Consider the following 14768-nt stretch of genomic DNA (forward strand, 5'->3'; position numbering starts at 1 on the left):
AATGATGTCGAAGAGGGGGTTACTTGACGGTGTCTTTGGACAGCGGCGCCGGCGCAAAGGCATGATCGAGCCGCCGGGCGAAACGCTGGTGGAAGGGCGTCTTGCCGATGATCGTCAAATGGTTGGTGCCGGTGACGATCTCGGATGCCGTGGCATTCGGTGAATAGCGTCGCCAGTCGATGACGTTGAGGGCGCGCGTGAGAGAATCCTCGGCCGCAAAGGCATGGATGCGGAAATCGGATTGCTCCAGGCGGTAGTTTCGGAAGATCATCGCATTGTCGATGAGAATCCAAAACGTATGCTCTTCCGAGCCGATATCGGGACCATCCGTCGGCAGTTTGACGTTATGCTTGACGACATGGTGGAGGAACTGTTCGTAAACCTCCTCGTTCATGGCGGCAAATAGCCTCTTCCAGTCCTCGCGCATCGGCGTAGTGGCAAGCCAGCTCTGCACGGCGGCATGAGTGCGATCGCGGATGCCTTCCTCGAAGCGCGGCATGATGCCGACGGTAAATTCCTCGTCCATGTCGCAGACATCGACCATGCCGATCATGCGCAGATCGATATCGTTGCCGAGCTGTCGGGCGGCCTCATAGGCGAGCAGCCCGCCCCACGACCAGCCGAGGAAGGCGCAAGGCCGGCCGTTGGCCTTTTTGCGTACCGCTTCGGCGTAGCGCGCCGTGATATCTTCGACGCGGGTACTCAGCGTCTTGGTTTCTGTCAGCGAATAGCAGATGAAGCCGGTCGCCGGCTGTTCCGGGCCGAGATAGTCGACAAGCCGCATATATTCGCGTGTGCTGACGAGAAGGCCCGGGAAGCAATAGAGCACCGGCCGGTCGCCGTTGCGGCGAAGATAGACGACGTCAACACCGGTCTCGTCGCGGCTGCCGTCAATTGCGAGTGCCAGATCGCGCACCGTTGGATGGTTGAACATATCGGCGATCGACAGCGGCCATTCGGGATGGCGCATCTTCAGGCGCGAGACGATGCGCACGGCCATCAGCGATTGCCCGCCAATATCGAAGAAATTCTCCGTAACGCCGATATCGCCAATGTCGAGGATGTCTTTCCAGACCTCCAGGATTGCTTTTTCCTTGTCATTAGCCGGTAGCGCCATTTCGCGTTCGATGCGCGGTGCGGGCAGGGCGGCACGATCGAGCTTGCTGTTCGGCCCCATCGGCAGCCTGTCGATCAGCATGATGGTCTGCGGCACCATGTAGTCGGGCAGTGCGGTCATGGCGGTGCGGCGCAGTTCAGTCACGCTCAAGCTCTCGCCTTCGCGCGGCACCACATAGGCGACGAGCGAGCTGCGTCCGCCGTCATTGTGCAGGAGAATAACCGCTTCGGCGACACGCTGATCGGAGCGCAGCACGGCTTCGATTTCACCAGGCTCGATGCGGAAGCCGCGCAATTTGATTTGGTGATCGACGCGGCCGGCGAATTCGACGATGCCGTCCTCGCGCCAGCGACCGAGATCGCCTGACTTGTAGAGCCTGCCGCCTTGCGAGAAGGGATCGGGAATGAAGCGATCCGTCGTCAGCTCCGGTTGGCCGAGATAGCCGCGTGCCAGGCCGCTGCCGCCGATATAGATTTCGCCGATCACGCCGACCGGAACGGGCGCGAGGTCGGCATCGAGCACATAGATGCGCCGATCGCCCACGCCGCGCCCGATCGGCGCGACCGTTCCCTCGAAGCGGGTGCCAGCCGGAATCTTCCAGATCATCGGCGTCATGATCGTTTCGGTCGGGCCGTAGCCGTTGATCAACAGCTGCGCCTTTAAGTTCTCGGTGATCATATCGAACACCGCCTGCGACAGCGCCTCGCCGCCGAAGGAATAGAGCCGTAGCCGCGGGATTTCGGTGTTCTCGCCGGCATATTCCGCAAGGCCGCGGACATAGCTCGTCGGAAGGCTGGCATTGTTGACGCCGTGCCGCTTCATGGCCGCAAAGGCATCTTCGGGCGTGGCAAGCTTGTCCTGCGTCAGCACCATACCGCCGCCTGCCATCAGCGGCACCATCCAGCGCTCATGGCCGCCGTCCGAGGTGAAGGGAAGCACGGGATATTCGCAGGACTCCTCGCTCATTTCATAAATGCGCAGAGTCGCCTTGCAATGATGCGCAAGCGGACCGTGCTCGACCGCCACTCCCTTCGGCACGCCCGTCGAGCCCGACGTGTAGATCACATAGGCAAGCTGTTGTGGGGCAATGATCGTTGCCGGCGCGTCGGCGCTCTCCGTGGACAGGTCGATGACATCGAGATTGAGATAGGGTGTCGCGATATCGCTCGGCAGGTTGGCGATATGCTTTGCGCGGGAAATGACGAGCGAGAGGCCCGGGGCCGTTAGGATGTGACGATTGCGCGCTTCAGGATGATCCGGCTCGACCGGCGTGAATGCGCCGCCGGCCTTCAGCACGGCAAGAATGGCGATGATCGCGTCGATCGATTTTTCAAGGGCGATAGCCACGCGCTTTTCCGGGCCGATCCCCATCGCGATCAGCCGATGAGCCAGCCGGTTGGCGGCAGCTTCGAGTTCCCCATGTGTCACGGATTTCTCGCCCTGTGCGACGGCAAAGGCGTTCGGCCGCCTTTTCGCCTGCGCGGAGATGACCTCGTGGATCGGCGTGCCGTCGTCCGCTTCGGGTGCGTCGGGGTAGGGTGCGGAAAGCCTGTCCAATTCCTCCGGCGACACGAAGGGGATGTGTTTGATCTGAAGGCCCGGATCGGCCTGCAGCTGTACAAGTGCCACGGCAAGATCGTCGGCGAAGCGTTTGATTTGCTTTCGATCATGCTTTTGCGGGTCGAAGCCGATGCTGATGCGAAGCTTGCCAAAGGGCGCCGGGGAAACGGTAACGACCAGATCGGCATCGCGGCGCGCCGGCGATTCGATGGGGCTGCGCAGCGTGACTTCGTTCGAGGTTGCTTGCAGGAGACGTAGGGGCGGACGCACATCGAGGAGCGTCTTGACGAGGCCGGTGGTGTCGAAGGATTCGTCCCGTCTTATCAACGCATCGGCAAGAGCCTCGAAGGGCAGGAATTGCCGAGTTACGGTCTCGATTTCCTTGACGAATGTATCTAGAACGTCCTTGAGCGTCATGGTGCCGTCGAGTTCCGGCGTCAGGATCAACACGTCCTCGCAGCGGGCGGCAACTTTCTGCCTTTCCGGACGTTTGACCAGGCCGATCCTTTGAGCGCCGTATCCGGTATGGCGTCGCAGGGCGATCCCGAGGGCGGCAAGCATGTCGCCGGAGGCGTCAGCGGACGATTGTACCGGCACTTCAAGCATATGCTCGAACCAGGCCTCGTCGACCGCGTTCTTTCCCGCGGATGTTTGCGGCGGGAGTGACGCAATGTTCTCCTGAGCCGTCAGCCGCTGGAACCAGAAGTCGACCAGTTCCGGTGCCGCAAGGCGCGGTGCGCCATTGGCAATCATCCAGGAAGCGGCGTCAGGCAGTACGGTCTCTGCGATATCCGCCGGGTCATGACCGTCGATGTTGTGAAGGAAATCCGTCGCAAGCAGGTCGAGCGTAGCAGCGTCGGCAAGGATGGCGTGGAGAGAGAATAGGGCACCCGCCGCCCGCCCTTCTTGCGTCAGGAGGATGAAGCGGGCCGGATTGCCATCGGTAAGGTCGATCTGGCGGGCCTGTTCTGCCGTGGCAGCCGCGGTCAGCGCCTCGTCCAGGTTTTCGCCTGCAGTCAACTTCGTCTCGATGATCTCAACAAACCGGTCGTTCCTCAGGATCTGCTGGACGGCGCCGCCTGCCCTCACCTCGAATTCCGAGGTAATGAGGGGATGTTGCCGTGATAGCTTTGACAGCCCCTGATGCGCGACAGCAAGAGGGACGGGAGGAAACGCGATGGCGAGTATTTGTCGCCCGTAGACGACTTCGTTACCAGTCTCGGACAAGAGCCAGATACGTGACTGTGTCGGCGATAGCGAGCATTTGGCGAGAAAATCCGTATCGTTTGCTGCCTTGGCGTTGCGATCGTGGACAGTCATTTCTTCGCCGCTTTCCTTGAATGTAGTGAAATACATATCCAATCGATCGAAATACAATAATGTATACATCTCAATATCTATGAGAAATATTGAGTTCAATCGAACGATATCCATGTCTTATGGCGTCGATAAACTCGGATGTTCCGAAAATTACGTCGACGTAGCTGCATAACGAATGGGGTTTTGGAAAATTCAGATGATTTTCGAAAAATATTTTTGGAAAATATTTTGAATTTTTGCTGACGTCGTTCGTCACCGCAGAATTAACGCTGTGTCTGGCCTGCAGATCTCAGCCGGCGTGGTTCTGAAGATATGGAGATGAAAGATGGATGCTTCCCTGGCGATCAGGAGCGAGAGAGCGGCGGAGAGATCCTTTGATCTGCGGCTGCCGGCCTCGGGCTTTGAGAGCAGCGCGCTTGCCTGCGGCCAGCCGCTCATCATATCGGCAGGGCATGCACCGGGGAGTTTCCGCGTCGAGCATCACGGCGTGAAGGTGGCCTCAGGCCATCTATCGGGGCCGGCCGCCAATCTCCTGGTCTTCGATACAATCTCGACGGCGGTCCCGCCGCTTTCTGATGAGGATGTCGTCAACGCCGTGTCGGAAGCCATTTTGGCATGCAATCCGCATCTGATTTGCTTCGAGATCGCGCTTGCGGATGATGATCTTGCAAGGCGACTGCTGGAAACCGGTGCGATCGAACGTAGCGGCGAGCGCCTCATCGTGCGGCCGGAATCCTTTTTCCAGCAGGCAAGATCCTGGCTCGGACGTGCGCCCAAGGCCTATCCGGAATTTCCGATCCTGACGAATGGTGCCCTTCATCCGCAGCGGCCGCCGAAGCCCGCCGACCGTGTCTACAGCCGCTTCATTCCCTGGCTGAATACCCAGCTTGGCTTCCATGTCGCCGATATAGAGGCTGATCTTCCGCATTTCCATCGCTGGATGAATGATCCGAGGGTCGCCGCCATATGGGAAGACAGCGGCGATCTTTCCTATCATCGCGATTTCATCGCCGGCCGTCTTGCCGATCCCCGCACTCTGCCGCTGATCGGGACCTTTGGCGGCGTGCCCTTCGGTTACTTCGAACTCTATTGGGCGAAGGAAGACAGGATCGGACCGCACTATGACGCCGACGGCTACGACCGCGGCTGGCATGTGGCGATTGGTGAGGATGATTTCCGCGGAAAGGCCTTCGTCAGCGCCTGGCTGCCATCGCTGATGCACTACATGTTCCTGGCTGATCCGCGCACCCGCCGTATCGTCGGCGAGCCGATCCATCATCACGCCCAGCAGATCCGCAATCTCGACCGTTCCGGCTTCGCCAAGGTCAAGCATATTCAGTTCCCGCACAAAAAGGCGCTGCTGGTCATGCTCCTGCGCGAGCGCTTCTTCATGGATCGGCTCCTGCTGCCGGATCTCACCGGCTTGTCCACTGAGGATGGGCAGCCTGTCCTTGGCTCGCTGGCGCGAGGCGCCTGATGAAAACAGCCGTCGATATGAACGATCCGCGCGTCAAGCGTCTCGTTCTGGCGGTCGCGCTTCCGGCCGTGGCTGGACTTGCCGCCAGTGCCGGCCATCATGCGATCAACGCGATCTTCCTGGGAACGCTCGGCCCGGACGTGCTGGCAGGCATCAGTCTGGTCATGCCGCTGTTTCTGCTTGTCTCGGCTGCCGGTCAGGGGCTCGGTATCGGGCTTGCGACGCTGCTTGCTCGCTACCTCGGCGAAGGGGATGTCAAAGCCGCGGCATCGGTCGCAACGACAGCGCTCGCGGCGACGATCCCGCTCGGTATCCTCTTGTCGATCCTGATCTATCTCGGCCTGCCGGATTTTGTCGGCGCACTTGGCGCCAGCGACAATCTCCTCGCCCCTGGGCTCGATTATGGGCGGCTGCTTGCTTTCGGTCTGACGCTCGGGCTTTTGCAGGCTATCTGCGATTTCATCGCGATTGCCGAGGGCAATTCACGCTTCTCGATGATCGTGCTGATCGCGAGCTTCGCCTTGAATGCGGTTCTCGATCCGGTCTTCATCTTCCTCTGCAAGCTCGGCGCGTCCGGCGCGGCACTGGCGACCATTGTGTCGTCCCTTGCAGCCCTTGCATGCTATGCCGTCTACTTCCTGCGCCGATGGGGAACGGTGAGCGTGACCGGCGGAGCGATATGCTGGCAACTGCTTTGGCCGATCGCGCGCATCGGTCTTCCCGCTGCCGCAACGAGCATTGTCACAGGTCTCGGCTTTCTAGTCCTGATGCGGGAGGCCGCTGTCCATGGTGGCGATACCGGTGTCGCCGCAACGGCGATTGCCATCCGGCTTATGACTTTGGGACAGCTTCCGTTGTTCGGCTTCTGCCTCGGCGCCCAGAGCGTCGTCAGCCATGCCTTTGGCGCTGGCGATGCCGAGCGCCTGAAAGCCGTGATCCGGTTCATGCTTGCTGTGACGATACCGGTCGCATTGCTCTATTCTATTCTGCTGTTCCTGGCTGCCGAGCCGATCTCGCGCCTGTTTACGGATAGCCAGGACGTCGTGGATGAGGCAACAGCCTGGCTGCGGTCCCTCTTTCCGATCTTTCCGCTTGCGGCCTTTCAATCCGTCCTGCTCGTCATGCTGCAATCGCGGGGCAGGGCGGGTCTGTCCGCGCTCGTGGGGCTTGCGCCGCAGGGCTATCTGCTGATCCCGCTTCTGCTCCTGCTGCCGCTTTGGATGGGCTTTGCCGGCGTTTCAGCCGCCGTGGCTACCGCTGCCATCCTTGCTGCCATCCTCGGCGGTTTTGTCTGCTGGCGGGAATGGCTCGCCATTCTGCCGGCCGATGCAACCGGCCGCCTTGCTAGCCAATCGACACTTCAATCCTGACCCAAGAGGAACGCTATGAACGAGACGCCGAGATTCGATGCCTACCGCCACGCCATTCCCGATACGCTGATACCGCCGCGCGATGATCCCTTCGATGCCGCCGTGCCGCCGATCTACCAGACATCCCTCTTCCTGTTCGATAGCTACAAGGAGCTGGAGGACGTCTTCGCCGGCCGTTCGAAGAAGCCGATCTATTCGCGCGGCGACAATCCGACCGTGCGGCTTCTGGAGCGCAAGATCGCCGAGATGGAAGGCGCGGAAGAGGCGCGTGCCTTTTCGAGCGGCATGGGTGCAATTGCTGCTGCAGTTCTCGCCTTCGTCGGACCCGGCGATCGTATTGTGACCGTCCGGCACGTCTATAGCGATGCTTTCCGCTTCTTCGAAAAAGTCCTGAAGCGCTTCGGCGTTGTCATCGACTATATCGACGGCACAGATACGGGGGCTATGCTTGCCGCACTTCCCGGCGCCAAGCTCGCCTATCTCGAAAACCCGACCTCGATGGTCTTCGAGTTGCAGGATCTGACTGCGATCGCCGAGGCCGCTCGCCGCCATGGCGTCGTAACGATGGTCGACAATTCCTGGGCAACACCGCTCTTTCAAAAGCCTCTCTCCGTCGGTATCGATATCGTCATCCACGCCGCCTCGAAATATCTCGGCGGCCAGAGCGACACGGTTGCAGGTCTGGTCACTGGTTCGAAGGCGCATATCGACCGGATCAACAGCGAAATCTACCCCTATACGGGTGCGAAGCTCGCGCCGTTCGAGGCATGGCTCGTCCTGCGTAATTTAGAGATACTGCCATTCCGCATGCGCCATCATCATGAAGCCGGGCTCGAAGTGGCGTCCTGGCTAGATGCCCATGCGGATGTGACCAACGTCATGCATCCGGCACTCGGCGATCATCCCGGAAAGCGCACCTTCAGTGGCTTTGGCGGGCTGTTTTCCTTCGAGGTTTCGGACCGCATCGATGTGGCCGATTTCGTCGACGCCTTGCGCCTCATTCGCATCGGTGTCAGCTGGGGCGGACCGGAAAGCCTCGTGGTGCCGGCAAAGGCAGCACTCAGCATCTCGCCGGAGACCAACGTCTTCGCGCGCTTCGGCGTCGGCGACCGAACGATCCGCCTGAACGTCGGACTGCACTCAGCCAAGGAGATCATTGCCGATCTCGAGAAGGCCCTTGCCACCGCGGGGCGCTAGCCAGCTGCAGCACTCTTGTATTCAGAAAAGGGTGGAGTGACACGGTCGCTCCGCCCATACTATTATTCATTGTTGATCCATTCCCGCCCCGCCCTGACCCGATCGAGACAAGATGACCATCCCTTCCAATGAAACGCTGAGCGCGCTTGCCGCCGAATATGGAACGCCGCTCTGGAGCTATGATGCCGTCGCGATCCGCCGCCGCATCGCGCAACTCTCCGCCTTTGACGTCATTCGCTATGCGCAGAAGGCCTGTTCGAACATTCATATCCTGAAAGAGATGCGCAAAGCGGGCGTGCGTGTCGATGCTGTTTCGCTTGGCGAGATCGAGCGGGCGATGCGGGCGGGTTTTTCTGCCGGCAATGCGTCGGGAGATGCGGAGATCGTCTTCACCGCCGACGTCTTCGACCGACCGACGTTGGAACGCGTCATTGCCGACAAGGTCGAGGTGAATATCGGTTCCATCGATATGCTGCATCAACTGGGTGAGCGTTCGCCGGGGCATCGTGTGTGGCTGCGCATCAATCCCGGTTTCGGGCATGGCCACAGCAAAAAGACCAACACCGGCGGCGAAACCAGCAAGCACGGAATCTGGTTCGAGCAATTGCAGGAGGCCGTAGCGTTGACGCGGCAATATTCGCTGACGCTCGTCGGGTTGCACATGCATATCGGTTCCGGCGTCGATTATGGGCACCTACAGCGTGTCTGCGGTGCGATGATCGGCTTCTGCCGAGCGCTGGATGTCGATATCGAGGCCATCTCCGCCGGCGGCGGTCTGTCTGTGCCGTACAGGGAAGGTGAGGAAGAGATCGACCCTGCTCATTACTTTTCGCTCTGGGACAAGGCCCGGCGCGAGATCGAGACTCATTTCGGCCATCCGATCCGACTGGAGATCGAGCCGGGCCGCTTCCTGACCGCCGATTCCGGCCTATTGCTTGCTGAAGTCAGGGCCGTCAAGATGATGGGCCGCAACCGCTTCGTCCTTGTCGATGCGGGTTTCAGCGATCTCGCCAGACCGGCCATGTATGGTAGCTACCATCACATCTCCGTCATTCCTGGCAAGACGCCTCGCGATGCTGCCGGAACACTCTTCCCAACCGTCGTCGCAGGCCCGCTTTGTGAATCGGGAGATGTTTTCACGCAGACGGACAATGGCACGGTAGAAACGCGCGATCTGCCCGAAACCCATGTCGGCGACTATCTCGTGTTTCATGGCGCCGGTGCTTACGGCGCAACCATGTCATCGAACTACAATAGCCGTCTCTATGCGCCAGAAGTGCTGATCGACGGCGAGACGCATCGATTGATCCGCAGGCGCCAGACATTGGATGAGCTGTTCGTGCTGGAAGCAATCTAGGCGCAGCCGATTTCAACGCGAAGGAAGAGACTCCACTTCGGCCAAGCAGGGGCTTTTCCGCGATTGCGAAATGAATATAGTGGCCACGTTCATGTGTCGTGTCCGACTGCTCTCTTATCATCTCTGGCCGCAAGGCGCGAAAGTTCTGCACCGCTATGCTGGCCTGGCTTGATCAGAAAACCGAAATCGTCGAACACGCCGTTCAATCCTCGCGATATTTCGAGCCGGCTCACGCAGCTTATTATAACGGGAAACCCGGCCAGCCGTTGAAGCTGATGCTGCAGGCGCGCAGCGACTTCCTGTCGATCTGGCGCCGCGCCGATTATCGCGAGCATGTGGCGGAGTTCAAGCTTCTGGGCCGCCAGCTCATCATCGTCAATTCGCCTGAAGCCATCCGTTATGTCGTGGCCAAACGCCATGAGAATTTCGAGCGTAAGACGCCGCAGATGCGCCGCGCGCTGGAATATCTTTTGGGCGACGGCTTGTTCATTTCCGACAAGGAAACCTGGAAACAACGTCGGCCGCTGGTCTCCGATATCGTGCATAAAAACCGCGTGCCGGCCTTTGGCGCGATCATGCAGAGCACAGCAAGCGAGCTTGCCGATAGATGGCAGAGCCTGGGTGAAGGCGCTGAAGTCAACGCCCTGTTCGAGATGGCGGGACTGACGGCGGAGATCATCTCTCGTAGCGTCTTCGGCAATGATCTTGGCGAGGAGAGCGCCAATGCGGTCACCGAAGGCTTTGCAAGCTACCAGTCGCTGGTCGATTCGGTCAATTTCGGCTATTTTCTAGGATTCGATGAGGGTTTGCCGATCATCAGGACGCCGAGCTTGAGCCGATCGGTGAAACGCATTCATCGGATCATCGATCAGGTGATCGAAGATCATGTGGCCGGCAAGGGTGACAACAGTTCCATGGTCGAACTGTTGATCCGTCGTCAGCAACGCAATCCCGAGCTGAAACTCGATGTGGTGGCGCTTCGCAACGAGGCTGCCACCATCTTTATGGCGGGCCACGAAACCACGGCGGCGACCCTGACCTGGGCCTGGTATCTGCTTGCAGGTGCGCCCTGGGTAGAGGAGGCGGTTCATGCGGAAATCGAGGCTGTCTGTGGCGATCTGGTCCCCTCGATCGATGATGTTGCAAAGCTCGACTGGTGCCGCGCGGTCATCGAAGAGACGTTGCGCCTCTATCCCCCGGTACCGATCCTGGCACGCCAGGCGGCCGAGCCGGACCAGATCGGCGACGTGAGGGTCCGCAAGGCGGCGCTAGTTCTGATCGTGCCATGGATCCTGCATCGTACGGATTCGCTCTTCCCCGAGCCGCACCGCTTTTATCCAGAGCGTTTCCTCGGCGAGGCACGGCCGGCGCCCTACAGCTATATTCCCTTCGCCGCCGGCCCACGCGTATGCCCCGGTCTGCAATTCGGCCTCACCGAGGCGATCCTCTGCCTGGCGATCCTGGCTCAGCGTTTTCGCGTTCGGATCAGGGATGGGCATAAGGTCCAGCCACAATGCCGTCTGACGCTTCGTCCCCGTGACGGCATGCCCGTGACATTGCATAGGCGCCGGGGATGACGACCGAGACCGATAAAAAAGTCGTCGCCGGCAAGCGCAAGGCGTGGACCTATGAGCCTCCGAAAGCTCCGCCCCTTGCCGATTTCGCCGCTGGCCGGGACCGGCGCAAGGCATTTCTGCGCTATTGGCTTTACGAGAATGTCCACAACGCCATAGATCTCTTCCTCTATTTTGCCTTCATGCTATTGCCGGCGAGCCTCTGCTCCGACCTTGGCGGTTGGCTCGGACGCATGCTGGCACCCCGCTTCCACAAGGGTGCTTACGCGCGCGCTGCAGCCAATCTCAAGATGATAAGGCCCGAGCTTGGCGATGCAGAGATCGAGAAGCTTCTCAGGGCTTATGCCGATTCTCAAGGGCGGCAGATGGCGGAATATTCAGTCGTGCCGAGACTGGCACGGCGGCACGTCCGCATGATTGGCACCGAAGGACTGGTCGAGTGTTGCAGCAAAGGGCCGGTGATCTTCATCGCGCCCCATATCAGTAACTGGGAGGTGCTCTGGCATTGTCTTCTCGACATAGGGCTTGACGTCACCATGAATTACGACCCGCCCAAACGCCGCTCACGCCACTATATCGTCAACCGGCTACGGAAAGGCGCTGGCCTCGGCATTCTGAAACCCGGCCGCAGCTTCGTGCGCCCGGCTCTCAGAATTTTGGAAAATGGCGGCAACCTGCTGATGTTCTGTGACGAGGGTTTCAACGGGTACATCCGGGCGCCTTTTTTCGACCGGCCAGCCCATCTCGCAGGGAATTATGCGCTCGTCGCCCGCATGGCGCGGAGGACGAAGGCCTTGATATGTCCACTCTACATCGTTCGTGAGAAGGGAGCGGATTTCACGCTCCGAGTAATGGAGCCGTTCGTATGGCTCGAAGCAGCGGAAACGCAGGGTCAGCTCATCGAGGATGTAAACCGTTTGAACCAGATGATCGAACCGATTGTGCGCAAATATCCGGAGCAGTGGTACTTTGTAGACAACCGATTGCAATGAATGTCACTGACGGAGAGCAATCGACCCACTGAGTCGATTACCCGTCGAACGGTCTCTCAAGTAAGATGGCGCGTCTGCGTGGACGGGCAATTTGTTGTCCAGATTAATTGGGATGCTTTGCCTCAACGGACGTCGTCATGTAGCCCCAGCCAAAGGATAGCGCTTCGCTATCTGCCGCAGCGTGGCCATGCCTGACGCGTTGCCTGCCTTATCTGCCCAATCCAGAAAAGCGTGGATGCGGCGGGCGATCTTTTCGGGGTGGTGCTGGCTGATGTCGGCGATGCGATGGTCTAGAAAGGGATTGAGGAAGCGGTCGAGTGTCGTTGCGACATAGGCCTTCGCCTCATCGCCCATGCCGTTTGCGGCAAAGCCGGGCAGCACTTCGCTTTCATAGAGAGTATCGAGCCTGGCCCTTATGTCTTTGTCGGCCAGTATGGCGCGCACGGTTTCATCCGCCGGCCGATTTTCGCGCTGCCAGATTTCGGCAAGGAAGGTGTGGCCGAGATTGAGGATATGCAGTTTCAGGCGCTCATAAGGAGCAAGATCGTCGGTCAGCACGATGCTTGCGTGGTGGCATGGTGCGCGAACACCCGGCGCGCGCTTGATCGCCCACAGCGCATAAGGTTCCGCGACGGCGCCGATCGGCTCGATCGGCTCGGAAACGATGCGATCGACCAGGGTCTCGGCGAAGGCGATGTGGCCGTCGAGCCACGTATAAAATTCAGCCGGCACATCGTTGAGCCGGGCGCAATCGATGACCGCCTGTTTCAGAACGCGGCCGTTGCCCGTCATCAGTTCGCAAGGAAGGATGACCATGGGGCGCCCGGAGGCCTGCCAGCGTCTGACGAGGAGCGCGGCAAGCTTGGCGGGGAAAGATCGCGGAACCTGGCCGTTTGTGCCGAAGCGGTCTTCCTCCGGCCATGTCTTGTAACCGGTTTCGCCGGTGTTGGAGATGACGAATTCGGCATCCTCCGCAAAGAGCCTTGACAGCTCCTCCCAATGTTCGACTGCGGAGAGACCGCGATCGACGCTGGTGACCTGCACGATGCGATCGACGGCATGCCCGTCCGACATGCCGCGGATGATGACGGGATAGCCCTCTGGATTGCCGAAGGCAGCAACGCGCCCGCTGCGGCTGCTGGCGTCTGAGACCTGAACGACGGCAATGGGGCCGGCATCCTGGCCGGATTGTCGTGCCTCGTGCACGAAGAATGCCGCATGCGCCTGCAAGAACCGGCTGGTGCCAAACTGGATGATCCGCGAGCTCACGCCACTTTCCTCCCATACTCGATGTTGATGAATAGGATCGTCTGGCTGAGGCAACATGCAGCCTTCATACATCCGTCCAGTTTCTGTTTTTTATCTATAGAAAACAGCGAAGCCTTGAGCAGTCAATGTTTTTATGGAAGTGAATTGCAGGTCGGGATGCAGCACTAGTTCGAGGAACACGGACTTGATCGTGTATTCTTCGATTGCTTATCAAGGAGTAGTCATGCCTCGCTGTCGGCGTCAAGTTGACGATATGTTAGGAGCCGCGGCGCCGGCGGATCTGTCCCGCAGATACAGTAATCTCTGCCCCCACGTTCTCAACTGAGTTCCTTTTGTAAAACTAAGAAAATCTCATAAAAACTGTGATTTTGTCATATTCTGCTGTTATATATACGCGTGGGGATGCCTTGCTGCAGATGGCATCATCCACGCGATCTTAGCCGCCCATCATGACCCAGGGAAGAGTTGAATGGCACGTATCACCTTAAGGCAGTTACTCGATCACGCCGCTGAAAACGGCTACGGCGTTCCGGCTTTCAATATCAACAATATGGAGCAGGCGCTTGCCATCATGGAAGCGGCCGATGCGGTCAACGCGCCCGTAATCATGCAGGCGTCGAGAGGCGCGAGAGCCTATGCCAACGATATCATGCTGAAACATATGATGGACGCAGTCGTGGAAATCTATCCGCATATCCCCGTCTGCGTGCATTTGGACCACGGCAATGATCCCTCGAGCTGCATGACGGCAATCCAGGCCGGCTTCACCTCGGTCATGATGGATGGTTCGCTGAAGGCGGATGCCAAGACGCCGGCCGATTGGAACTACAATGTCGGCGTGACCAAGACGGTGACCGATATGGCGCATCTCGGCGGTATTTCCGTCGAAGGCGAGCTTGGCGTGCTCGGGTCGCTGGAAACCGGCATGGGCGAGGCTGAGGATGGTCATGGCGCCGAAGGCAAGCTCTCCCATGATCAGTTGCTCACCAATCCCGACGAGGCGGTGAAATTCGTGCGCGAGACCAAGGTCGATGCACTGGCGATTGCCATGGGCACCTCGCATGGTGCCTATAAATTCACGCGCAAACCGGATGGTTCTGTGTTGGCGATGAATGTGATCGAAGAGATCCATCGCAAGCTGCCCAACACCCACCTTGTCATGCATGGCTCCTCCTCGGTGCCTGAGGAATTGCAGGAGATCATCAACACATATGGCGGCCAGATGAAGCCGACCTGGGGCGTGCCGATCGAAGAGATCCAGCGCGGCATCAAGAATGGCGTGCGCAAGATCAACATCGATACCGATGGCCGCATGGCGATGACGGGTCAGATCCGCCGCGTGCTGCAGGAAGATCCGAGCGAGTTCGATCCCCGTAAATATATGAAGCCCGCCATGGCGGCGCTCACCAAGCTCTGCAAGGAGCGCTTCGAACAGTTTGGCACGGCCGGTCACGCTTTGCGCATCCAGCCGCTCTCCGTTGCCGAAATGGCCAAACGTTACAAGTCCGGTTCGCTTGACCCGATTTTCTCCTGAA

At 59.4% G+C, this 14768-nt stretch carries 9 protein-coding genes; 7 read left to right on the forward strand and 2 right to left on the reverse strand.

What is annotated here, in order from left to right; genetic code table 11:
* Nucleotides 1-19 precede the first annotated feature (19 nt).
* Nucleotides 20-3997: an amino acid adenylation domain-containing protein gene (locus PH562_RS19765; protein ID WP_285175035.1), complete on the reverse strand. Its 3978-nt coding sequence runs from the start codon at nt 3995-3997 to the stop codon at nt 20-22.
* 325 nt (nt 3998-4322) lie between these two features.
* On the opposite strand from PH562_RS19765, the gene PH562_RS19770 reads away from it, so the two are divergent.
* From PH562_RS19770 to PH562_RS19795, 6 genes are all read left to right on the forward strand, one after another.
* The gene (locus tag PH562_RS19770; protein WP_285175038.1) at nt 4323-5474 is read left to right on the forward strand and encodes a GNAT family N-acetyltransferase; all 1152 of its coding nucleotides are present in this window, start codon (nt 4323-4325) and stop codon (nt 5472-5474) included.
* Complete coding sequence (locus PH562_RS19775) at nt 5474-6844, forward strand: MATE family efflux transporter (protein WP_285175041.1); 1371 nt, start codon at nt 5474-5476, stop codon at nt 6842-6844. Before PH562_RS19770 ends, PH562_RS19775 begins: the two co-directional genes overlap by 1 nt.
* Before the next feature lie 15 nt (nt 6845-6859).
* A complete protein-coding gene (locus tag PH562_RS19780) occupies nt 6860-8041 on the forward strand; it encodes a PLP-dependent transferase (RefSeq protein WP_285175044.1) in 1182 nt (393 codons plus the stop codon).
* A 112-nt stretch (nt 8042-8153) separates the two neighbouring features.
* The gene (lysA, locus tag PH562_RS19785; RefSeq protein WP_285175047.1) at nt 8154-9398 is read left to right on the forward strand and encodes a diaminopimelate decarboxylase; all 1245 of its coding nucleotides are present in this window, start codon (nt 8154-8156) and stop codon (nt 9396-9398) included.
* A gap of 155 nt (nt 9399-9553) precedes the next feature.
* Complete coding sequence (locus tag PH562_RS19790; protein ID WP_285175049.1) at nt 9554-10975, forward strand: cytochrome P450; 1422 nt, start codon at nt 9554-9556, stop codon at nt 10973-10975.
* A complete protein-coding gene (locus PH562_RS19795) occupies nt 10972-11964 on the forward strand; it encodes a lysophospholipid acyltransferase family protein (RefSeq protein WP_285175051.1) in 993 nt (330 codons plus the stop codon). Before PH562_RS19790 ends, PH562_RS19795 begins: the two co-directional genes overlap by 4 nt.
* Before the next feature lie 135 nt (nt 11965-12099).
* Here PH562_RS19795 and PH562_RS19800 read toward each other — a convergent pair whose 3' ends face one another.
* Nucleotides 12100-13233 (reverse strand): mannitol dehydrogenase family protein, encoded by a 1134-nt coding sequence (locus tag PH562_RS19800; protein ID WP_285175053.1) that lies wholly within the window; start codon nt 13231-13233, stop codon nt 12100-12102.
* A gap of 469 nt (nt 13234-13702) precedes the next feature.
* Between PH562_RS19800 and fba the strand changes: the two genes are divergently transcribed.
* Nucleotides 13703-14767 carry a class II fructose-bisphosphate aldolase gene (gene fba / locus PH562_RS19805; RefSeq protein WP_285175056.1) on the forward strand — a complete coding sequence of 355 codons (1065 nt, stop codon included), beginning with the start codon at nt 13703-13705 and terminating at the stop codon, nt 14765-14767.
* Nucleotide 14768 lies beyond the last annotated feature (1 nt).

Origin of the sequence: Rhizobium centroccidentale, from assembly GCF_030182565.1 — a bacterium.
Lineage (GTDB): Bacteria > Pseudomonadota > Alphaproteobacteria > Rhizobiales > Rhizobiaceae > Rhizobium.